The 19,746-nt window shown below is 68.7% G+C and carries 24 protein-coding genes; 8 read left to right on the forward strand and 16 right to left on the reverse strand.

The features are described 5' to 3' along the window. Window positions 1-441: 441 nt before the first annotated feature. From AB0J97_RS44815 to AB0J97_RS44825, 3 genes are all read right to left on the reverse strand, one after another. Window positions 442-963, reverse strand: coding sequence for a hypothetical protein (locus tag AB0J97_RS44815; RefSeq protein WP_364101521.1), 522 nt, complete (start codon window positions 961-963; stop codon window positions 442-444). After that, window positions 882-1,565, reverse strand: a complete 684-nt coding sequence (locus tag AB0J97_RS44820; protein WP_364101524.1) for a hypothetical protein — start codon at window positions 1,563-1,565, stop codon at window positions 882-884. The genes AB0J97_RS44815 and AB0J97_RS44820 overlap by 82 nt, the downstream gene beginning before the upstream one ends. A gap of 120 nt (window positions 1,566-1,685) precedes the next feature. Then, window positions 1,686-2,300 carry a TetR/AcrR family transcriptional regulator gene (locus AB0J97_RS44825; protein ID WP_364101527.1) on the reverse strand — a complete coding sequence of 205 codons (615 nt, stop codon included), beginning with the start codon at window positions 2,298-2,300 and terminating at the stop codon, window positions 1,686-1,688. Between the two features lie 145 nt (window positions 2,301-2,445). Here AB0J97_RS44825 and AB0J97_RS44830 point away from each other — a divergent pair, with 145 nt between their 5' ends. Beyond that, a complete protein-coding gene (locus tag AB0J97_RS44830; RefSeq protein ID WP_364101530.1) occupies window positions 2,446-2,847 on the forward strand; it encodes a nuclear transport factor 2 family protein in 402 nt (133 codons plus the stop codon). A gap of 173 nt (window positions 2,848-3,020) precedes the next feature. Here the strand turns inward: AB0J97_RS44830 and AB0J97_RS44835 are convergent, their stop codons facing one another. Then, window positions 3,021-3,221 (reverse strand): hypothetical protein, encoded by a 201-nt coding sequence (locus AB0J97_RS44835; RefSeq protein ID WP_364101533.1) that lies wholly within the window; start codon window positions 3,219-3,221, stop codon window positions 3,021-3,023. A 245-nt stretch (window positions 3,222-3,466) separates the two neighbouring features. Next, the gene (locus AB0J97_RS44840; protein WP_364101536.1) at window positions 3,467-3,955 is read right to left on the reverse strand and encodes a DUF1579 family protein; all 489 of its coding nucleotides are present in this window, start codon (window positions 3,953-3,955) and stop codon (window positions 3,467-3,469) included. Window positions 3,956-4,042: 87 nt separating this feature from the next. Between AB0J97_RS44840 and AB0J97_RS44845 the strand changes: the two genes are divergently transcribed. Continuing rightward, window positions 4,043-4,381: a metalloregulator ArsR/SmtB family transcription factor gene (locus AB0J97_RS44845; RefSeq protein ID WP_364101539.1), complete on the forward strand. Its 339-nt coding sequence runs from the start codon at window positions 4,043-4,045 to the stop codon at window positions 4,379-4,381. Next, window positions 4,378-4,803, forward strand: coding sequence for an SRPBCC family protein (locus tag AB0J97_RS44850; protein WP_364101542.1), 426 nt, complete (start codon window positions 4,378-4,380; stop codon window positions 4,801-4,803). Before AB0J97_RS44845 ends, AB0J97_RS44850 begins: the two co-directional genes overlap by 4 nt. Window positions 4,804-5,149: 346 nt before the next feature. Here the strand turns inward: AB0J97_RS44850 and AB0J97_RS44855 are convergent, their stop codons facing one another. Next, on the reverse strand, window positions 5,150-6,133 hold the full coding sequence (locus AB0J97_RS44855) for a hypothetical protein (protein ID WP_364101545.1): 984 nt from the start codon (window positions 6,131-6,133) through the stop codon (window positions 5,150-5,152). Between the two features lie 4 nt (window positions 6,134-6,137). Then, entirely contained in the window at window positions 6,138-6,635 is a 498-nt protein-coding gene (locus AB0J97_RS44860) for a SigE family RNA polymerase sigma factor (protein WP_364101548.1), read from the reverse strand. Window positions 6,636-7,399: 764 nt separating this feature from the next. Between AB0J97_RS44860 and AB0J97_RS44865 the strand changes: the two genes are divergently transcribed. Beyond that, the gene (locus AB0J97_RS44865) at window positions 7,400-7,813 is read left to right on the forward strand and encodes a nuclear transport factor 2 family protein (protein ID WP_364101551.1); all 414 of its coding nucleotides are present in this window, start codon (window positions 7,400-7,402) and stop codon (window positions 7,811-7,813) included. Window positions 7,814-7,895: 82 nt separating this feature from the next. Here the strand turns inward: AB0J97_RS44865 and AB0J97_RS44870 are convergent, their stop codons facing one another. Continuing rightward, window positions 7,896-8,381, reverse strand: a complete 486-nt coding sequence (locus AB0J97_RS44870; RefSeq protein WP_364101554.1) for a hypothetical protein — start codon at window positions 8,379-8,381, stop codon at window positions 7,896-7,898. Window positions 8,382-8,860: 479 nt separating this feature from the next. Continuing rightward, window positions 8,861-9,391 carry a CGNR zinc finger domain-containing protein gene (locus tag AB0J97_RS44875; protein WP_364101557.1) on the reverse strand — a complete coding sequence of 177 codons (531 nt, stop codon included), beginning with the start codon at window positions 9,389-9,391 and terminating at the stop codon, window positions 8,861-8,863. 26 nt (window positions 9,392-9,417) lie between these two features. Between AB0J97_RS44875 and AB0J97_RS44880 the strand changes: the two genes are divergently transcribed. Together AB0J97_RS44880 and AB0J97_RS44885 are read left to right on the forward strand one after the other, a co-directional pair. After that, complete coding sequence (locus AB0J97_RS44880) at window positions 9,418-9,882, forward strand: GNAT family N-acetyltransferase (protein ID WP_364101560.1); 465 nt, start codon at window positions 9,418-9,420, stop codon at window positions 9,880-9,882. After that, complete coding sequence (locus AB0J97_RS44885; RefSeq protein WP_364101563.1) at window positions 9,879-11,042, forward strand: MFS transporter; 1,164 nt, start codon at window positions 9,879-9,881, stop codon at window positions 11,040-11,042. The genes AB0J97_RS44880 and AB0J97_RS44885 overlap by 4 nt, the downstream gene beginning before the upstream one ends. Window positions 11,043-11,110: 68 nt before the next feature. Here the strand turns inward: AB0J97_RS44885 and AB0J97_RS44890 are convergent, their stop codons facing one another. Beyond that, window positions 11,111-12,301, reverse strand: a complete 1,191-nt coding sequence (locus tag AB0J97_RS44890) for an MFS transporter (RefSeq protein WP_364101566.1) — start codon at window positions 12,299-12,301, stop codon at window positions 11,111-11,113. A gap of 80 nt (window positions 12,302-12,381) precedes the next feature. Between AB0J97_RS44890 and AB0J97_RS44895 the strand changes: the two genes are divergently transcribed. Next, window positions 12,382-12,771 carry a MerR family transcriptional regulator gene (locus AB0J97_RS44895; protein WP_364101569.1) on the forward strand — a complete coding sequence of 130 codons (390 nt, stop codon included), beginning with the start codon at window positions 12,382-12,384 and terminating at the stop codon, window positions 12,769-12,771. A 61-nt stretch (window positions 12,772-12,832) separates the two neighbouring features. Here AB0J97_RS44895 and AB0J97_RS44900 read toward each other — a convergent pair whose 3' ends face one another. The 6 genes from AB0J97_RS44900 to AB0J97_RS44925 form a co-directional block, all read right to left on the reverse strand. Next, the gene (locus tag AB0J97_RS44900; protein ID WP_364101572.1) at window positions 12,833-14,341 is read right to left on the reverse strand and encodes an MFS transporter; all 1,509 of its coding nucleotides are present in this window, start codon (window positions 14,339-14,341) and stop codon (window positions 12,833-12,835) included. A gap of 90 nt (window positions 14,342-14,431) precedes the next feature. Further along, window positions 14,432-15,688 (reverse strand): SigE family RNA polymerase sigma factor, encoded by a 1,257-nt coding sequence (locus tag AB0J97_RS44905; protein WP_364101575.1) that lies wholly within the window; start codon window positions 15,686-15,688, stop codon window positions 14,432-14,434. A gap of 150 nt (window positions 15,689-15,838) precedes the next feature. Then, the gene (bla, locus tag AB0J97_RS44910) at window positions 15,839-16,789 is read right to left on the reverse strand and encodes a class A beta-lactamase (RefSeq protein ID WP_364101578.1); all 951 of its coding nucleotides are present in this window, start codon (window positions 16,787-16,789) and stop codon (window positions 15,839-15,841) included. A gap of 162 nt (window positions 16,790-16,951) precedes the next feature. Further along, on the reverse strand, window positions 16,952-17,551 hold the full coding sequence (locus AB0J97_RS44915) for an FAD-dependent oxidoreductase (protein WP_364101581.1): 600 nt from the start codon (window positions 17,549-17,551) through the stop codon (window positions 16,952-16,954). 250 nt (window positions 17,552-17,801) lie between these two features. Further along, entirely contained in the window at window positions 17,802-18,041 is a 240-nt protein-coding gene (locus tag AB0J97_RS44920) for a hypothetical protein (RefSeq protein WP_364101584.1), read from the reverse strand. A gap of 153 nt (window positions 18,042-18,194) precedes the next feature. Beyond that, window positions 18,195-19,163 carry an ankyrin repeat domain-containing protein gene (locus AB0J97_RS44925; protein ID WP_364101587.1) on the reverse strand — a complete coding sequence of 323 codons (969 nt, stop codon included), beginning with the start codon at window positions 19,161-19,163 and terminating at the stop codon, window positions 18,195-18,197. Between the two features lie 47 nt (window positions 19,164-19,210). On the opposite strand from AB0J97_RS44925, the gene AB0J97_RS44930 reads away from it, so the two are divergent. Next, window positions 19,211-19,741, forward strand: a complete 531-nt coding sequence (locus AB0J97_RS44930) for an NUDIX domain-containing protein (protein WP_364101590.1) — start codon at window positions 19,211-19,213, stop codon at window positions 19,739-19,741. Window positions 19,742-19,746: the final 5 nt, after the last annotated feature.

Below are 19,746 nucleotides of genomic sequence, written 5' to 3' on the forward strand. Positions count from 1 at the left end.
CCACCTCCCTCCAGGGAAACGATCACAAGGATCCTGGGAAGCGATCTTCCGAGCCTCCACTCAGTTCCAGGTCAGACCAACTCGTGAACACCCCACCCAGGGCCGTTCATGAGACGGCTGGACCGAAGTTGACGGGATCCCGTCTGATCATCGCGATCAGGCGGGATCTTGTCATTTCAGGGGTTTCCGAATTTGGTTCGTCCTGGTTTGGTGGCCGCGGAGCTGGTGTCTGGGAAGGCCCGGGTGGTGTCAGGCCGCTGGTGGGGGAGCGAGATCCGGCCGTTGGGCATGGCGAAGCCGACGGTGAGTGGGGCGCTGCGACAGGGTGGCGGGTTGTGTGGCTTATGGGGCGGGTGGCGGCCTGCCCTGGCCTGCGGGTGGTGTGCCGTCGAAGGGCCCGGCTGGAGTCTGCGGAGTGTCGGCGAGTGTGACGGGCTCGTCTTAGGGCTCGTGGACGTGGCGCCACTGGTCGAGGAAGTGGTCGTTGGCGACGGTGACGAGCAGCGCGACCAGGATTGTCTGGGCGACGCGGCCGTGGGCGAGCCGGTTCTTGGGGTCGCCGAGGTCAAGGTCGTGTCCCTTGATCCTGCCGTTGAGGCCCTCAGTGTTGGCCCGGACGGACTTGTAGGTTCCGATCCAGGCAGGACTGAGGTAGGCCAGGTCCTGGCGGAATTTGTCGAGGTGGCCGAGGTCGTCCTTGCGGACGGTGATGGTGTGCTGGTGGCAGATCTTCGGCAGTTCGCCGGCCTTCAGGTCGGGCTGTGGGGGAAGGACGCGGGGTTTGGCCGCCGGGTGAGCGGCTCGTTGCCGGGTATTGGTGAGGTCGACTGCGGTGGGCCGGTTGGGTCCGCGCTGGTGGAGGCGGTCGAAGCGGGGACAGGTCAGCGATGGGGAGGTGCCTGCTGCCGGGCACTGGAAGCGGACGGTGCCGCCTGCGTTCGGGCTCTGTTTGAGGCGCAGCAAGTACGGCTCTCGCGCGCTGATGAGCGCGGTGAGTTCTTCCGATGGGCTGCGAGTGGCGGCGTCGTCCAGACCGGTAGTTGATCCGCTTTGTAATCGAGGGCGAGCCGGTAGCCGAGCTCGCGTGCGGGCTGGGCGAAATGGGCGCTCTGCTGGTCGGTGTAGGCGCGGTCGACGACTGCGAATGCTGCGGGCAAGCCGAGGGTGGGCAGGGGTTTGAGGGTGGTGATGGCGTGGGCGCCGATACGTTTGTGCGGGGTGTCGAGGACCAGGCCGAGCGCCAACTGCGGGAAGGAGCCGAGCACGGAGCGGGCGCGGGCGGCGACGGTGAGGGTGGCGCTGTAGCCGTACTCGGGTGGGCCGTTTCCGGCCGAGTGATGCCAGCCCGCGGTGATCTCGGTGGAGGCGATCAGTTCGCCGGTGGAGCGGCGAACTTGGGGCGGACGGGCGAAGACCGGGGTGGCGGTGGTGTCGATGCCGACGTCGCCGCGGAAATGACGGAGGTAGCCCCGGCCTTTGACCCAGCGCACTGGGGTGAGCACCAGCGCGGTGACGATGTCCCGCAGCAGTTCCCGCTTGCGCCCCGGACCGCTGACATCACTCAACGCATAACTGCAACTCCACACTGTAGGCGGCAATGGCATCGCTGACCGCGAAGACCGCGAGATCCCTTGGTGTTGGCGGCTCTCGAATGAAACCATCGTCAGGGCTGCTTGCTCCGCCCCTCATCGAACTGACGGTGCGTCCGGCGGAGCGGAGGCCTTGGTGGTGACAAAGCCGTTCCGCAAGATCTGCAGGAGCTGTTGCGCATGCCGGGTGCTGGTGCTGGTGAGCGCGGCGCCGCTGGTCAGCGCGAGCACATCGGCAACGGAGAGGTCGGCGCGGACCGTACCAGCTCGTTGAGCCCGGGCAAGGAGCCGTTCCGCGATGGATCTCATAGAGTCGTGCCAGCGTTCGAAGAGCTCGGTACGCGGCGTGCCGCTGTGTTCGTTCGCGGCAAGGGCCAGAGTGCGTTTGGTCGCGATGTGGACGACGAAGCCGTCCAGCCAGGTGAAGAGGGCCTCGGCTGTGGAGGGTTCCGCGAGCAGCGCACGCCCCTGATCGCACAGCGCTGTCACTTCGTCTGAATACACGGCCACGAGAAGGTCGCCCCGGGTGGGGTAGTGCCGGTAGAGCGTCGCATTGCCCACACCGGCGCGCTGCGCCACCTCATCGAGCGGGGCATCGGGACCGTGTTCATCAAAGAGGTCCTTGGCGGCGGTGAGCAGCCGCTCGGCGTTCTGTGCGGCATCGGTTCGCCGTGCCCGCCTCGGCCTGGTCGTCTTGTCCGTGTGCGTCATCCGTTCACTCCAGGATTGAAAAACGGGGAACTCCCCGTTTAGTGTAGAGCCGAGAAATCGGGGACGTCCCCGCTTTTGTTCGAGGCACACCTCGCGACCCGACGTGGACATGCCTCCGTCGAACTCTTCAGGAGAGGAATCCGTCATGGCACTCAGCGACCAGGACCGTTTCACCATCACCGAACTGATCGCGATGCACGGTCATCTCTGCGACAGCGGGCAACTCGATCGTCTCGATGAGGTCTTCACCGTGGATGTCACCTACGACACCACCGATCTCGGGCAGCGACCCCTGAAAGGTGTGGCGGCCTGCGCCGAGGCTGGCCGGGCTCTGGGCGAGCTGAATCCGGTCGGTCACCACGTCACCAACATCGTTCTCACCGAGAACGCCGACGGGACTGTGGGTGCGCTGTCCAAGGGGATCGGCATCAACGCAGACGGCACGAGCGGGAGCGTGACCTACGAAGACACCGCCGTACGCACGGACCAGGGATGGCGCATCAGCTACCGCAAGATCCTCGCACGACGCGCTCCCCTAGGCAGGTGAGGCAATTCTGCCCCCTGGGCGTGGGAAACGATCACGAAAGACCCGGGAGGCGATCTTTGCCACCGCCATATCCGTGCTGTTCGGCCCCACTCGTGAACACCCCACCCAGGTCAAAGGCCCTTTCGGATCTTCCGGAAGGGCCTTTGTGATCTTCTGGGTGACATGTTGCATGGCTAGGCATCCCTGCCGTCGAAGATCCGGTCCATGGCCGGCGCGCCAGTCTGAATGGCGGGCCGGATCTGGTGGCGGAAGACGGTCTTAGTCACGGTGGTGTCGGCATGGCCGCACAGCTGGGCGATCTCGTCGATGGAGAGACCGCTCTTCCAGGTCCCCACCGGACGCAGAGAGAAGAACAGCGTCGCCGTCGCCGGCAACGAGTCCTTCTCCGGCTTCTACCGACCCGCGCCTCGGCGCCGCGATCGTCGACCGGCTCACCTTCGACCGACTCCTACCGCCTTGCCCGGACCCGAGCCAGAGCCGAACAAGCCAGCTGACCACACTTGTCGGCATACACCTCTATGCGCAAAGGCGCGTACAGATAGACGCGCGCAGCGTGATGGTGTTGTGGCGCCTCTGTCAGGAGCGAGCTCGACGGTGGGGCTTCTGGTCTGCGAGGGATTCAGCGGCGAGGGATGGCGCTGGGGCTGGAAGCCCTCGTGAAGCTCATGTCCATCCAGTGCCGCCAGTTTGAGCCGTTGTCGGTGCGCTCCCATTCCGCCGTCATGGAGTCGCCGTCTTCGGCGATCACCAGCGTCGCCCGCTCCGTGTCACCGGCGAACGTCCAGACGCCCTCGTCGTCGACGCTTGCCCACATGGTGACGAAGTTACCGTGATTGTCGAAGGAGCGCATGGGGTAGGTCCGGCTCGCTGGATCGTAGGGCCCGATCATCTCGATGAACTCGACGTGCTCCTCATTCATGCGCACGTCCACACGGTGAATGAGGAAGTGCTCGCCGGCCAGCCACTCGTAGGTGTCCGACCCGGCGATGCGGATCGCCGGGTCGATCGCGGTGGCCGCTATACGCCCCTGCGAACGCCAACGGCCAACCAGCGCATTCAGGCGCTGGTTCTCCGATCGCGGGGCACGGGTGTTGTCGTCTCCTGACATGGTGAATCCCCGTCATCGATAGTGTGTAAGATGTTGCTTAAACACTTACATGCCGTCCCGGCAGTGCGCAAACGAAGGCGGTGGCCCATGGACGACGCGCTTCGCGCTGTGGCGGACCCGACCCGCCGCGCCATCCTCGTCCTGGTGCGGGATCGCGAGGTATCGGCAGGCGAGATCGCCGAGCGCTTTCCCGAGATCAGTCGCCCTGCGGTATCCCAGCATCTGCGAACGCTGACGGCAGCCCGCCTCGTCGACGTCCGCCGCGCAGGCAATCGCCGCTTCTATCGGCTACGTCCGGAGGGGCTGGCCGAGGCGGTGACGTTCCTGGAGACCATGTGGTCCACCTCGCTCAGCCGCCTCCAGCACGAAGCCGAGCGAGAAGAACGCGCCCACACTGGTGACCAGGACATGAAGGGATCGCTGTGAGCAGGACGATTGAGCAGACGTTGCACATCCGTGCGCGTCCCGAGACGGTCTGGCGGTTCTTCACCGACCCGGCACGCCTGGCGCAATGGTGGGGAACGGCCGAGCTGGACGCCCGCCCTGGTGGCACCTTGCAGGTTGCGATGCACGAGGGCCCACGCCCGGTGATGCGCGGACGGTTCGTGGAGCTCGTGCCGTACGAACGTCTCGTCTTCACCTTCGGCTGGGAGGCCACACCAGGAGCGCCCGACATGGCACCCGAGGCATCCCGAGTCGAGGTCACCCTGACCCCGGACGGTGATGGCACCGAGCTCACCCTGCGCCACAGTGGTCTGCCGGCCGCACTCGAAGAGGAGACCGGCGACGGCTGGGCGCACCTGCTCCATCGTCTGGGCGAAACAGCAGAACGCCAGGAACTCCGCTGAACCTGGTCGAACATGCGCTTACGTCGCACCCCTGCTGCCGCCTCCGCAGCGGGATGTGTACGCCGACAACACACAGCGTCACGAGAGCCATGCCCCAGACCCACGGGCATGGCTCTCTTTTCAATGAACTTCCAAGGCAGTTGATCGGCAAGTGGCTCTCAAACCGGCCGACACATGGCTCTCTGATCCACCGTCATAGCGATACGCATCAAGCGCATACCGGCCTGCTTTGACGACGCCGTGATCAAGCAGAGAAGACACTCGATCGCCACCACCGTCACCGGCTGAGGACACTGATGCCGACCATGCCCCTGAGCCGGTTACCGCATGGCACGATCACGCACTGTCATAGGTCGCCGTCATAGACGGCCACTGTCAGCGTTCCGGGGCGCCGCAGGTACTCGGGGATGGACGTCTCCAACCGGACCCTGATCGTTGTCGTCTTCTCACTGCTCGGCCGTTTGCCCAGATGGAGGAACCCGGCCCCGGACGGCGGGAAGGAGCAGACGCCGAAGTCCTTCAGGCGCCCGTTCACCCACAGCTTCCGGCTGAGCCGCTCGGCGAGGCCGTCCCCGCAGTAGGTGACGATGGCCAGGCCGTGGCCCCTGTTCGGCACGGTGAGCGTCACCTCACGGGTGCCGGGCCAGGTGGCGCTGCCCTTGGCGACCAGGCTGAGGTCCTCCCCGATCTTCGCGAGCGGCTCGACCGGAGGCGAGGCGGTCCTCATCGTGGCCGGCGGCGTCCACTCGTACACGCCGAACCGCCATTTACCCGGAGGCGTCACCCAAGGGTAGGTCGTGACGGAGAATCTCACCGTCCGAGTCCCGGCGGGGAAGAGCTGCGTGTCGACCGCTTTGCCCCGCTCGCATGAGTTCTTCAGTGACAGCGTGAAGTCCTTGTTCAGGCCCGGCACCCGCACGCTGACACGTGGTGGCCCCGCTTTGGGATGCGGGCAGTCAGGCAGGATGGCCACCGGCTTGCCGCTCACCTTCACCTGGAATGTCGTCGATTCCTCGCGTGATGGGTCGAAGGCCGCAATGGCGAGCCTGCGGTAGACAGTGCCGTCGGACTCCTCGTACTGGATCGGGAACTTCTCGCTCACTGTCGCGGTGGTCGGCTGATCGACTTGCTCCGGCCCGCGCAGGCTGACGATCGTTCCCACGGTGACGACCGCGACGGCGAAAGTGACAGCGACAGCGACGGCCGACAACCGGCGCCGTCGCGCGCCGCGTGTCCTGGTCCGCAGTGAGTGCCACGGGATCGGGCGGTCGAGCGCAGGGCTGCTGCGCTCATCCAGCAGGTCGCGGAGTTCTCCCTGGTCGATATGCACGGTGCTACCCCCTCCTGTCGTACGCGAATGACTCGTCCACCCGAAGCTTGGCCAGCGCCCTGCTCGCCTGGCTCTTGACCGTCCCGACGCTGCAGCCGAGCGTCGAAGCGGTCTGGACCTCGGTCAGGTCCTCGAAGAACCGCAGCACGACGACGGCCCGTTGCCGGGCAGGCAAGCGGCCGAGCGCCTGCCAGACCAGTTCGCGATCGTCGGCCTGTCCCATGTGGTCGGCCGCCTGCGTCTGGTCGGGCGGCGACTCGCTGGTCAGCTCGGCCCGTCTCCAGCGGCGCCGCCACCAGGAGACGTGCAGGTTCACAATGATCTTGCGGACGTACGCCTCACGCTCGTCGCCCAGGCGCGGCCAGGCCTGCCACGCCTTCAGCAGCGCCGTCTGCACCAGGTCCTCGGCCACACCCCAGTCACGGGCGAGCAGGTAGGCGGTGCGGAGCAGCCGGTGCCATGACGCCTCGACGAACGCGTCGTACTCCGATCCATCCGCCATGTACGGTCCTTTCTCAGGCGACAGTCACCCGTCCTTACGCCGCCGGAAGAACTGAAGGTTGCTCAGGCTCAAGAAGCTGACTTCTTTCACACTTCTGCAGTTGGTGATGTTCTCGGCACCAACTGCTGTCCGCCGGCGCGGGAAACGATCAGCGGTTGTCCGGGAAGCGATCTTCCAGGCCGCGCCTCTACCGCACCCAGCGCAGGGCGGGCTCCCTCCGTGCCAAGCGTGGCTGAGTACGGCCTCCGCTCGCTGTCGGGTGTGTGCCTTGCTGGGACGTCCGTTCGTGCCCTTGGGCGTGGTGACCGGCTCGGCGACGTTCCTGAGCATCCGCCGTGGTGGCCGTTGTCCAGCAGGACCCGCCTGAGGAGGTCCTGCCAGTTCGCCGATCCGTATCCGGTTTCTTCTCCTTGACCTTCACATGGATGTGATGCCTTACCGTCCCGAGCATCGATTCAGCAGGTAAGGAGTAGATCAATGCCAGGTGCCGTGATCATGGGGGCAGGTCCGGGGATCGGGCAGGCGGTGGCTCGGAGATTCGCCAGGGAGCGGTTGCCGACAGCACTGATCGCCCGGAGCGACCGGACGTTGCGAGCCGCGGTCAACGCTGCGGCTCACGTCGCGCCCGCCACGGTGGCCCGCGGGAATGGAACGATCCTCACCACGGGCGGGATGCCCGAGCCCAAGCCGGCAGGTGTCCGTACCCTGGTCACCCGGCCACGACACCGGTGGACGCGGGAAGCTCTGCGCGCAGGTTCCCCGCGATGACCGGCACCGGGGCGACAGACGTTCTCACCAGGCTGCTCCACGACTGGCAGCAGGCCTTCAACGCACACCGACCGGCCGAGATCGCCGCCTTGTTCAGCCAGGACGCGCTTTTCCAGGGCATCAGTCCGCAGCTGGGACACGGTCCGCAGGAGGTCTTCGACTATTACGCCAGGGTCGTTCGCGGCACGACGGCACAGGTCGAGGTGGTGTCGGGTGGCCGGCTGAGCGAGGAGATCGTGCACGGATTCGCGGAGGTGACCTTCACCGCGCCTACCGGTGACGTCCACCTGATATGCCTGTCCGTCGTGGCCAAAAGGGCGGCCGGCACCTGGCTCATTCACCAGTACCACGCTTCCACCCGTCACGTGGGCGGAGGTTCGGCGGTCCGGGGAGGTGGGCGGCCTACGTGACGCTGGTGGCGGCGTGGCCGACGAGGTCGGCGATGGTCGCGATCGGGATGCCCTGGTCACTCATGAGGGAGACGACGGGTCGCTACTCGACCACTCGTCCCGTTGTCTTCTTTCCGTCCATGCGTACGGCCAGGCAGTACACGGTCCGGTAACGCGGCCAGTCCTCCAAGGCCGGCCCAAGCCACGCCATGCCGATCTCATCCGTTTTCGACTTTTTGATGCGCATTCTGGGAAGACATCCGTTCTCCGCGAGCCGCGTCATGTCCGCATCCGGATACGGTCCCTGGGGGAGGACGTATGTGGTGGCGAACTCAGCCGAATGCGGCACGTGGCAGGGGACGACGGTCACCATGTACGTCTGGGGAAGAGGTTCGATGCAGTCGCCGGGTCGTAGATCGGTGGCGTAATACCGTTGCGTGCCGGGAATGGTGCTCTGCTGCAGGGGAGTCTGCGGGGCGGCGGCGGGTTTCGGCTGAGCGGACTCGGATGACGCCACCGGTGCCGGGCTATCTGCGCAGCCGGCGAGCGAGATGGCTAAGCAGCATGCGATCAGTGATGTGCGAACCATGGCACAAGAGTGGCAGTTTCAGATCGCCCCGGGGTCCCGGACCGGTTCGGAGATGATCGCCGCTCCAGCCGCCTCAAGGGCCTCGCTGGTCCTTCTGATCGCGAACCTCAGCAGGAGAGCCATATGACATCTGTCGTCCCTGCCCGGGACCGGGAGCGGATGCTGACGTACTCGAACGGCCAGGACTGGCTGGTGTCCTGGCACTCTGTCGACGACCCGCAGGAAGGCAGGCCTCACGGGGCCGCCGGCATCTGCGTGACGGCTGCCGACGAGCTGGTCCTGATCAGCCATGACGGCGAGCACTGGGGTTTCCCCGCAGGACGTCCTGAAGGAACGGAGACGATCGAGGAGACCGTGCTGCCGCGACCCGGGTTTCCTTCCGTGCTCTGGACGAGGCGGTGGCAGGTGACGGCCCTCGCCCGTGAGTGCCCCCGAAATGCTGGGCCAGGCCATGGCGTCGGCGTGCGGGGTTGCCTCGATCACCCTGACGTCGGCGTGGACTGGCGGGCGCGGTGGCGGCGTACCGCGTCCCTGTTGGCGCACGGCTGGGAGCAGTAACGCTGCCGGGCGGTGCGTGAGGTGTCCGCGAAGATCGTCTCGCAGTCGGCGGCGGCACACCGTCCGAGCCGGTCCATCCCCCGGCTGACGAGGTGCATCGCCGTGCCCACGGAGATCAGCGCGAACAGCACCGCGCCGAGCGGCTGCAGGTCGTCGCGATAGTGCAGGTGCCAGCCGTGAGCGTGGTCGGTCAGCCGGGGATAGGCGGCCGACCGGGCCAGCATCTCGTTGACCAGCTTGGCCTTCTCGCGCTCGTTCGGGGCGTCGACGACGTTCGTCCAGGCGTCGATGACGGCGAGGGTCTGGTCGAGATCCGATGGTTCGACGGGGAGTTCCAGCACCAGCCCGGCCGTGCGGCAGCGGTCGGCGAGTTCGGGTGCGCTCGCCGGCGGGCGGTTCGCCAGTTCCGCGGCGAAGTTCACCACGTCCGCGCCGTAAGGGTTGAGGTGCACAAGCCCATTACATCAGCCTGTACGTCATGACGCGAACAGCGACAGAGCGCGACATTCCGGAACTCGTCCGCCTCCGGGCGCTGCTCTTCGACGACCTCGGCGGCGACTTCTTCAACCCCGCGAACGCCGCGGATGACTGGCGTAACGCGCTCGCACGGGTTTTCCAGCAGAAGCTGACCGAACCCGACTGCCGGATCCTGGTCGCGGACGGCGACATCGGCCTGGCCGCCTGCGGCATCGGCACGATCGAGCAGTGGTTCCCCGGTCCACACTCCCGCAACGGGCGGATCGGCCACGTCATCGGCATGGTCACCGACCCGTCGTACCGGCGGCGTGGGCACGGCCGGTCGATCATGCTCGGTCTGCTCGACTGGTTCCGCGACCGCGACGCCGTACGGGTCGACCTCACCGCCTCTCGTGAGGCGGAACCGCTCTACCGGCAGCTCGGCTTCTCCGACCATCCGGATCCCCTGTTGTGCTGGAAGCCGTGAGGACCTCGCGGTACCGCTGGGTCATTCTGGCTGTCGCGACCTTCACCCAGGCCACGGCCGCGTTCTTCGTGCAGGGCATCGGCGCGATGAGCGTCCACCTGCGACGAGACCTGGAGCTGAACACGACCCAACTGGGCCTGCTGCAGTCGGCGGCTCAGTTGCTTCCTCTGGCCGGACTGCTCGTGGCGGGACGACTGCTGGACCGCCACGACGAACGCTGGGTCGTCGGGACCGGCGCTCTTGTGGTCGCCGCCGCGCTGGCCGTCGGCAGTACGGCCCCGGGATATGTCTCCTTGCTCGTCGCCCTGCTGGTCGTCGGCGCGGGGTACAGCACCATTCAGCCGGGTGGGAGCAAATCGGTGGCGTCCTGGTTCGACGCCTCGCAGCGTGGCTTGGCCATGGGTGTCCGTCAGGCGGGACTTCCGCTCGGCGGCGTCGTCGCCGCCTCTGCGCTTCCCGTACTGGCGACGGCCTTCGGCTGGCGGTCGACGCTCGTGGCGGGCGCGCTCGTCGCCTTGTCGGGTGCCGTCGCCTTCATGGTCTTCTACCGCCGTCCACCGGACCGGCGTCCGATGCCGGACACGTCCCGCGTGCGGCTGGGACTGCTCCGCGAACCGTACATGAAGAAGATCATTTTGTCCGGTACGAGCATGGCGTCGGTGCACAGCGGTGTGGGCGTTCTCACCGTGCTGTACCTGCACGAGGTGGCGTCCATGGACTCCGCCTCGGCGGCCCTGGTCTACGTCGCGGTCCAGTGCGCGGGCGCGCTGGGCCGGGTCTGCCTGGCGGCCTGGAGCGACCGTCACGGATCCGGTCGCCACGCCTGCGTCATGACCTGCCTGGCCGCCGTGATCATCGCCATGATGGTGTTGACGACGCCGATCGGCCGGTCTCCCGTCGCGGCCTGCCTGGTCTTCGTCTGGCTCGGCTTCTTCGGAATCGGCTGGTACGGCCCCTGGGTCGCCTACGCCGCCGAATCGGCGCCGCCGGACCGGACCGGATTCGTCCTCGGCCTGGCCATGGCCGTCAGTCAGGTGGCGATCATCCTGGCGCCTCCCGTGCTCGGCCTGCTCACGGACCTGACCGGCAGCTTCGCACCCGCTTGGGCCCTGCTCGCCGCGCTGGCCGCCGCCACCATGACGATGACCGCCCGACTGTGACGCCGCGAGCTGGGCGAGATGATCCTGGTCATGGAGACGTACTGTCCCCTTGGGTGGGTGACGGGGGATCAGACGGCGATCGGGACTTCCTGTCCGGGGTCCTCCGTCGGCGTCCGCGTCCGGGGAAGGACGAGACAGGTGAGGGCCAGTCCGATCAGGCTCAGCACCGCCCCCGCCAGGCCGGTCCACCGCAGAGCGCCGGCGGCGACGATCGCGCCGCCGATGACCGAGCCGGCTGCGGCCCCGAGGTTGAAGGCGCCGACGTTGGCGGAGACCGCCAGGTTCGGGGCGGCGCCCGCGTGGTGCAGGATCAGTCCCTGCAGCGGGGCGATGGTCGCGGTGGCGAGCAGGCCGAGTACCAGGACCGCGGCCACGGCGGTGGGCTGCCACACCACGGCGAACGGGACGAGCAGGAGCGTTCCCGCCAGCCCGCCGAAGACCCCCCGTACGGTGGCGCTCATCGACCTGTCGGTCAGCCTTCCGGCGGTGAGGTTGCCGATGAAACTACCGGCGCCGTAGGCGAGCAGCAGACCGGAGACCGCCGCGGGGGAGAAGCCGGAGACGCGGATCAGTAGCGGGGCGATGTAGGTGAACACCGTGGCGACCCCGGAGAAGCCCACCGCGGTGGTGGCGATGGCGAGCATGACCGGCCGGCGCGTCACCACGCGGATCTCGTCACGCAGTCGCGTGGACGGCGCCTCCTGCCGGGGCAGGACGGCGGCCAGAAGCAGGGTGCCCACCAGGGACAGAACGGTCAGCACGGCGAAGGGAGCCCGCCATCCGGCGCCCTCCCCGAGCAGTGCCCCCAGAGGCACCCCGAGGAGCGTGGCCACGGTGAAGCCGGAGGCCACGGTGGCGATGGCCGAGCCCGTCCGCTCGGCCGGGACCACCCGGGTCGCCGTCACCAGTGCCAGAGCCAGGAAGGCGGCGTGGCTGAGCGAGGACACCACGCGTCCCACCAGCAGCAGGCCGAACGACGGCGCCACCGCGCTGATCGCGCTGCCTGCCGCGAACAGCAGCATCAGTCCGATGGCGAGCCCCTTGCGCGGCAGGCGCGAGGTCAGCAGGGCCATGAGCGGTCCTCCGGCCACCACTCCGAGCGCATATGCGGTGACCGCCTGTCCGGCGGTTCCCACGGAGACGTCAAGGTCGGCTCCGACCTGGGGCAGCAACCCGGCGATCAGGTACTCCGACGTGCCCACGACGAAGACGCTTGAGCACAATGCCGCGAGCGTCGCGAACCCCTTGTTCATCTTCATGCGGCAGACGCTAAAGTCTCATATCGGTATGAGAGTCAAGTCGAGGCGGGGTGATGCCCGGCTCGCCGTCAGGGGGCGTCGTGCGCATCGGTGAGCTGTCCCGGCGGACCGGCGTGGCCGTCCACCTGCTGCGTTACTACGGAGAGCAGGGGCTGCTCCACCCGCAGCGGCGGGCCAGCGGCTACCGGGAATACGTCGAAGAGGACGTCGCCGTCGTCCGCCGCATCCGCAGCCTGCTGGCCGCCGGGCTGAACACCTCGACCATCACCACGGTCCTGCCGTGCCTGCGGGACACCGGCGACCGCCTCGTCCCCACCTGCTCGGACCTGGTCGCCGACCTCCATCGGGAGCGCGACCGCATCGCCCAGGCCATCAGCGACCTTCAGACCTCCATGGACGCGCTCGATGACGTCATCGCCGCGGCCCCGGCCGACGTCACCCGCCGGGCCCTGGCCTCACTCAACGCGTGAGAAGTCCCAACAGAATGATCCGCGGATCGGCGGCTCGGCCCACCGACGGCCCGGGGACGGGTCATGGGGTTCGTCTCGGGGAGCGCAACCGTACGACCAAGGCGAGCGACATGACGACGAGGGCCGCCACCTGAGTGAACCGGAGCGCATCCACGATGGTGACCACCTGAGTCGCTCTGTCCGCCGTTCCCAGGCCGGACAGGGCAGCGAGCGACCCACCGCCGGTCATCGCGGCGGTCAGCACCGCGAACAGCGCGCTGACCGCCACGGTGCCCATGCCGTTGGCGACCGTGTTCACCAGCGACAACAGCGCGGAGCCGGAGGCCAGGTCGGAGCCGTTGAGGTCGCGGCTGGAGCTGGACATCGTCGGCATCATGATCGCGCCGGTGCCCGCTCCCTGGAGGAATCCGAGCACGCCGAGCACCAGGTAGGACGTGTCCGGCCGGAGAACGATCACCTGGAGGAGGCCGGAAGCGATCGCGACGCCGAGCCCGGCGCCGACGACCAGCCGGGGACCGAGCCGTTCCAGGAGCCGGGCGGCGACCTGCAGGCTGACGCCCATGCCGACCGCACCGGGGACCATCAACGCGGCCGTCACCGAGGCGCCGTCCGAACGCAGGATCTGCACGTAGGCGGGCCCCAACAGGGCCGAGCCGAAGTAGGGGGCCGCGTACAGGGCGAGAACCGCGGCGCCCCGGCCGAACGTCGGGTTCCGCAGGAGGGCGATCCGCAACAGCGGTTCAGGATGGGCCAGCGCCCGGGCCGAGAACACCGCGACCAGCACCGCACCGAGGACGGCCGTGGCGATCCGCGTCCAGGCCGGGCCGTCCTGGGCGCTGATGCCGTACGCCACCAGGACGATGCCCGGAACCAGCAGCATCGCTCCGGCCAGGTCAGGCCGGCCAGGACGCCTGTGTGCGGCGTCGGCCGGCAGCCAGGCCATCGTGCCCGCGACGCCCAGCAGCGCCAGCGGCACCGTGACGAAGAACAACGCCCGCCACGACCCGGCGCCCAGGAGCAGCGCGCCCAGTGCCGGGCCCAGGATCGGCCCGATCAGCATCGGCAGGCCGGTGACCGTCATCATCCGGCCACGGCGTTCGGCCGCCACGGCGCCGAACCCGATCGCCATTCCCAAGGGCGCCATCAGGCCGGCGCCGAGGCCCTGCGCCGCTCGTGCGGCGATCAGCCAGCCCAGGTCGCCGGCCAGGCCGGCGACGGCGGAGGCGGCCGCGAAACCGGCCAGCGCCCCCACGTACACGCGGCGGGCTCCCCACCGTCCGGCAAGACCGGCGGCGAGCGGCATCGTCGCGACCATCGCGAGCGTGTACGCGGTGATGATCCACTGGGCGGCGGTCAGCGACGTGTCGAACGTCGCCATCAGTTGCGGCAGCGCCACCGCGACGATCGTGGCGTCCAGCACCGCCATCAACCCGCCGGACGCCAGCACGCTCGCGGCGCGCAGCTCCGGACCTGTCAGCCTGCTCATGCCCGACCGGCCGGATCCGCCGCCCGGAGGGGGGCGCATCGCGCGTGCCCACGTCTGCCGCCCGCTGAGATCGTCTTGCGTCATGGCATCGACGCTAGAAGTTCGTCCATAGGCGAACACAAGTCGGCCGGCAGCCGTCGCCGCGTCCGCGCCAGGCGGCTCCAGCGGCTGCCGTCAGTCGCTGCCGCGCCCCAGCGGCCCGAACACGACGTTCTTCTGCTGCCGAAGGATCTTCCCGTCGGTCCCGTACGCCGTCACCGTGACGGGCGGCGAGTCCAGGATCGTGGCCTCCTTTCTCTTGGGGTCCTCAGGGTCGCGCACCAGCTTGCCGATGATCCGTACGATGAAGAACCCGTCGGCGATCCGCGCGGACGTGCGCCGCCCGTCCGCCCAGTCGACCTCGACCCGCCGCACGGCGTCGCTGACCCGCCCGGTGACGACCCGGTACACGTCGTCGTACTGGACCCGCTGCTTGCCGACGGTGTACGGATACGTGTGGTTGGTGTACGCGTCCACCTGCAGATCACCGGAGAACCCGGCCAGGTTCCCGGGCGGCCTGAACCCCCAGTAGGTGAAGACGGCGCGCTCGGCCATGTCCTTCTGTTCGGTCGGCGTGCAGAGCACGAAACCGGCGTCACTGCCCACCAGGGCGGTGACCCCGCCCTTGTCCCGGTACTCCACCAGCACCCGGAAGTCGTCGGTCACCCCGTGCTCGGGGATCCGCAGGTTCCCGTCCATGTCGTGCACGGGTCCGCCCTTGGGCATGCATTCGCGTACCAGCCGCAACTGCTCGGGGGTGTTGTCCGGCAGGGTGGCCACACCGGCCGCGGTGTCCGGGCCGGAGGTGCCCGGGGAGGGCAGAACCACCGCCGCGGCCACGGTGGCGGCCACGGTGGCGGCCACGGCCGCCGCCGTGAGTCCGGCGACCGACCACGCCCGGCGCCGGCGCCTGGCGAGAGCCCGCGTGGCGTAGGCCAGCGGGTTCACGGGGGTGGCCTCGTCGGCCATCCGGTGCAAGCAGCCCATGATCTTGGCGACCTCGGACTTCGGGAGGTCTTCGTAGTAGCGCAGCACCAGCACCGCTCGTTTGCGCGCGGGCAGGACCCGTAACGCCTTGGCCAGCGTGATCCGGGTCTCCACCTCGGAGGTGCGGTCGGCCACGCCGTGATCGGGAGGCGCTTCGAGCACGCGTTCGCGGCCCCAGCGCGGGCTGCGCCACCGCCCGACCTGTTCGTGGTACATGACCCGGCGGACGTACGCCTCCGGGTTGTCGCGGATACGCCGCCAGTGGGCGGTTGTCTTGGCCAGGGCCGTCTGCAGCAAGTCCTCGGCGGCGTGCTGGTCGCCGGTCAAGACGTAGGCGAGCCTGATCAAGCTGTCGGATCGGCCGGCGACGAACTCGGTGAAGTCGCGCTGATGGTCAGGGTGCAAGGGCTCTCCTCGTGTCTCGCACCCTAAGACGCAGGAGGGCTGACGGATCTATGGCGCGCGTCAGCCGGCACCGCAGATGTCCCGGAGGCGGCAGTCAGTGGACGCGCCACCTACGAGGCGGGCGCCCGGGAGACGTTTCCGGGTGTGAGGTCAGAGTTTGCCGAGGCCGCGGGCCAGGATGGTGGCGGTCTTCGCGATGGTCCCGTTGTCGGTGGCCAGGCCCGGGGTGCGGTTGGTGTAGACGGCCATGATGATGGGGGCGGCCCCCTTCTCGGGCCAGATGACGGCGATGTCGTTCCCGCCGCCGAAGCCGTCGGAGTTGGTGCCGGTCCTGTCGCCGATCGTCCAGGTCTTGGGCAGGCCGGCGCGGATGCGCTCATCGCCGACCTTGTTCGCGAGCAGCCAGGCGACGAGCTGCTCGCGGTCCTCGGCGTGCAGCGCGTTCCCCGCCGTGAGCAGGTGCAGGTCGCGGCCGATGGCCGCGGGCGTGGTGGTGTCGCGCTTGTCCTTGGGGGTCCAGTCGTTGAGCTCGGGGTGCCAGCGGTCCATGCGGGAGATCGGGTCCTTCAGCGTGCGGAAGTACCTCGTCAGTCCGGCGGGCCCGTCGATCTGCTTGAGCAGCAGGTTGGACGCGGTGCCGTCGCTCCGGGTGATGGCCGCCTCGCACAACTGGGCGACGGTCAGGCCGTCCTTGATGTGCTTCTCGGTGACCGGCGAGTTGGGCTTCATGTCGGCGGCCGTCCATTTGACGACCTTGCTCATCAGGCCGGGCTCGGAGGTGCGCGCCTTGTTCAGCACGGCCGCGCACAGAGGCGCCTTGAACGTGGACAAGAGGGGAAAACGCTCGCTCGCCCGGTACGCCACGGTCTTGCCGGTGGCCGTGTCGATGGCGTACGCCCCGATACGGCCCTTGAAGGACGCCTCCAGCGCGCGCAGGTCCTTCCTGACCTGGCCCTCTCCCAGAACCGCCGCCGGGGCCATCACCACGGTGGCGGCGGCGGACGCGGTGCCGCCGCCGAGGGTGCCACCGGACACGAGGGCGATCGCCAGGGCGGTCGCGGGCAGAGCGGCAGAGAATCGGCGGGCGTGGAGATGTCGCATGTCGAATCCTTGCTGGTCGTCGATCAGAGGACAGCAGCAAAGCAGGTGTGATCAGGTGATGTCTAATATCGATATCGGAAATAGGCCGATATCGGTTTCTGTATGAGCACTACTCGGATGGCGAGTGCCGAATTTGCATCCGCGCAGGCCACATGGCGGAGGTCAGGCGGCGGGGGTGGGCTTCTTCTCGTCGCGAGGGAAGAAGGGGAGTTCGATGTGGACGCGGTCGGCCGCGGCGAGGATCTTCTCCGCGTCGTCGACCGGCGGGTGGGTCGCCTGGTTGATCCGTACCTTGACCTCCTTGCCGTCGTCGCCCGAGGCCATCACCCGCCGGTCCCGGCCCAGGGTGAAGACCCCGCCGGCGGCGCCCAGGTCCAGGCAGGTGACGTACGGGCCGGGGGTGGAGTCGCGCAGCGGCACGCCGAGCAGGTCGGCCGCCGCGTTGTACCCGGCGACGAACACCTCGGGAAGGACGCGCAGCCACCGATCCACCGGTGTCCGGCCGAGGTGGTCGAGCTCGTCGCGGATCTGCCGGGTGAGGTCGTCGGCCCGCATCCCCACCGACCGGACCACCGCGTCCGCCTCGACCTCGGTGCCGTCGGACAGGGCGGCGTACCCGTCGCCGACCTCGGTCACCGTCGTCCCGAGACGGCGTTCGGGGCCCAGCTCGTCCAGTGCGGCTTCGATCTCGTAGGCCGTCCCGAAGACGGCGGGACGATGCACCTGCCAGTCGGCCTCCGCCAACGCGCCGGTCGACTCCACCCTCCGGCCCTGCCCTTCTCGGATCCGTGCCCGACCGCCGATTGTAGGGGCGGGTGCATCGGGTCATCGGGTGTGGAGGGGCGTCCAGGGGATCGCGGTCGCGCGATGAGATCCGTGCGCTCGCCGTACGGGTGAGGGAGGCGGACGGCGCCGCACGACACGTGCGACGTCGTCCGTGGCCTCGTGGATCGCGGGGGTGACGCCGCCGGGCGAGCGGCTCAGCGGCGGGACACCTGGCCGCGCCGGTGAGCTACTTCCTCAGCCAGAGCATGTAGAACGGGCTGTCCCAGCGGCACTCGTACTCCTTGTACCCCTTGGTGACGAGCAGGGTGGTCCCGGCCGAGACGCAGTTCTGAAGGGTGCGGTACGCCTGGTAAGGGGCCCAGCTCGTAGCCGTGGCGCCGGCCGGAGCAGCGGTGGCGAGGGTGCCGGCGGCGAGGGCTCCGGCCATGGCCAGTGTCACACCGAACCGTGCGGCCTTCTGTCGCATGCATGGTCCTTCCTCGTGGGGCGGCACACGCCGCCGCAGTGATCATTTCCACGGTAGCGCTCGTTGATCTTCATTGGTGCGTTTTGTGGATCTTGTCTCTTTTTTCCGATGCGCGAAGAAGGGCGCGCCCTTGCGCGGGGCGATCGGCCCTGATCAGCTCCACCAGTCCCGCTCGGGAAGCCTGAGCCACATGTCAGGTCGAAAGGTGAGCGATCGGGCGTCGGCCGGTCGCAGGCCCGCGCCGGCGAAGCAGTACGCCACCGCCCGGTGGTGGTAGAGGTAGGTGGCGAGGATCTCCTCAGCGGGCTCGTCGTCGGAGACGGAGCCCCCGCCGGGATGGGTGTCCCAATCCTCCATGGCGCCGTCGCGGCAGACGGCTCCCTGGTTGCCGCTCTTGGGGTTGGCGAACATGCCGTAGCAGACGGAGCCGGCCGACAGGCGCTTCATGACGCCCGGGGTGGACGCGTTGTACCCCTCGGGCTGGAAGACGACGCATCCGCCGGGCACGTCCGTGACGCCGATGATGGCCAGGCTGTTGTCGAAGTCCGCGAACGGGTCTTCCATCAGTTCTTCGACGTCGGCGTCGTCAGCCGGTACGGCCTCCAGCCGCCGGGCCGCCTCGGCGGCGCCGACGCCCGCCACGCAGGCGAGGCTGAAGCCGTCGTCCTCCGGCTCGCCCAGCACGTCGATCAGGTGCCTGGCGTCGGCCACGGCCGCGGCCTCGGCGTCCGACAGGCCGGTCTCGCCGGCGGGGAGGGGGAACAGGTCAGGGGTCGGGGTGGCCAGGCTGAGCCGTCCGGGGGACCAGCCGTTCATCATCGGCCGCCACGGGTCCGCCCCGGCGGCGACCAGGCTGCGGGCGTTGTCGGGACGGTTGTTGAAGACGGCTTCCCAGAGGGCGGTACGGCCCTCCTGCTCGGCATCGACGTCGTCGACGCGCCGGGACAGTTCGGTGACCACCTCGGCCGAGCCCCGTTCGGCGGCGGCGTGCAGCGGCCGTTCGTGGAAGTACACGCCGGAGTTGGGGTCGGCGCCCGCGTCGAGCCGGGAGCGGACCACGCTGAGGTTCGTCCAGCTGTCCCGGTCCATGCCGGACCATCCGGTTCTGTCGTCGGCGACCATGACACTCCTTGGGGGCGTACGGGGTGGGTGATCGCCGATCATGGCGTATGGCCACGACAAATTCGCCGACGCGAAGCCGACGAGGTGCCCGGGCTGTGCTGCTGGACCGGCACGATCGCGTTCTGATGATCCAGCACAGGTACGACGGCGTCATCGTCGTTCCCGGGTCCCCGGTCCGGGAGTTGTTCTGGGTGCCCCCGGGCGGAGGGCTGAAGGCGGGCGAGGACTTCCTTCAGGCCGCTCGCAGGGAACTGCTGGAGGAGACCGGGCTGGCGGAGGTCGAGTGGGGGCCGTGCCTGTGGATCCTCGACGGGGTCGTCCGGTGGGACGGCGAGCCCGTGCACGTGCAGGAGCGGTACTTCCTCGCGCGGACGCGGGGCACGCAGGCCGTCACCCGCGCCCACCTGGAGCCGGGGGAGGAGGAGGGGATCGTGGGGCATCGATGGTGGTCGTCGGCCGAGCTGGCCGCGGCCGAGGCCACGGAGTCCCTGCGGCCCGTGGGGCTTCCGGGCCTGTTGGCGGAGGTGCTGGCGGCGGGGGGACGCCCGTCGGGTGAGCCGCGGGTCCTGCGCGTGTAGAGCGA

This window comes from Nonomuraea sp. NPDC049607 (assembly GCF_040675375.1).
Classification (GTDB): domain Bacteria; phylum Actinomycetota; class Actinomycetes; order Streptosporangiales; family Streptosporangiaceae; genus Nonomuraea.

Excerpts from the sequence above, each read along its gene's own strand:
- AB0J97_RS44825 (WP_364101527.1), bottom strand. The coding sequence starts at position 2,300 with ATGACGCACACGGACAAGACGACCAGGCCGAGGCGGGCACGGCGAACC.
- AB0J97_RS44830 (WP_364101530.1), top strand. The coding sequence starts at position 2,446 with ATGGCACTCAGCGACCAGGACCGTTTCACCATCACCGAACTGATCGCG.
- AB0J97_RS44840 (WP_364101536.1), bottom strand. The coding sequence starts at position 3,955 with ATGTCAGGAGACGACAACACCCGTGCCCCGCGATCGGAGAACCAGCGC.
- AB0J97_RS44845 (WP_364101539.1), top strand. The coding sequence starts at position 4,043 with ATGGACGACGCGCTTCGCGCTGTGGCGGACCCGACCCGCCGCGCCATC.
- AB0J97_RS44860 (WP_364101548.1), bottom strand. The coding sequence starts at position 6,635 with ATGGCGGATGGATCGGAGTACGACGCGTTCGTCGAGGCGTCATGGCAC.
- AB0J97_RS44865 (WP_364101551.1), top strand. The coding sequence starts at position 7,400 with ATGACCGGCACCGGGGCGACAGACGTTCTCACCAGGCTGCTCCACGAC.
- AB0J97_RS44870 (WP_364101554.1), bottom strand. The coding sequence starts at position 8,381 with ATGGTTCGCACATCACTGATCGCATGCTGCTTAGCCATCTCGCTCGCC.
- AB0J97_RS44880 (WP_364101560.1), top strand. The coding sequence starts at position 9,418 with ATGACGCGAACAGCGACAGAGCGCGACATTCCGGAACTCGTCCGCCTC.
- AB0J97_RS44890 (WP_364101566.1), bottom strand. The coding sequence starts at position 12,301 with ATGAAGATGAACAAGGGGTTCGCGACGCTCGCGGCATTGTGCTCAAGC.
- AB0J97_RS44900 (WP_364101572.1), bottom strand. The coding sequence starts at position 14,341 with ATGACGCAAGACGATCTCAGCGGGCGGCAGACGTGGGCACGCGCGATG.
- bla (WP_364101578.1), bottom strand. The coding sequence starts at position 16,789 with ATGCGACATCTCCACGCCCGCCGATTCTCTGCCGCTCTGCCCGCGACC.
- AB0J97_RS44920 (WP_364101584.1), bottom strand. The coding sequence starts at position 18,041 with ATGCGACAGAAGGCCGCACGGTTCGGTGTGACACTGGCCATGGCCGGA.
- AB0J97_RS44925 (WP_364101587.1), bottom strand. The coding sequence starts at position 19,163 with ATGGTCGCCGACGACAGAACCGGATGGTCCGGCATGGACCGGGACAGC.
- AB0J97_RS44930 (WP_364101590.1), top strand. The coding sequence starts at position 19,211 with ATGGCCACGACAAATTCGCCGACGCGAAGCCGACGAGGTGCCCGGGCT.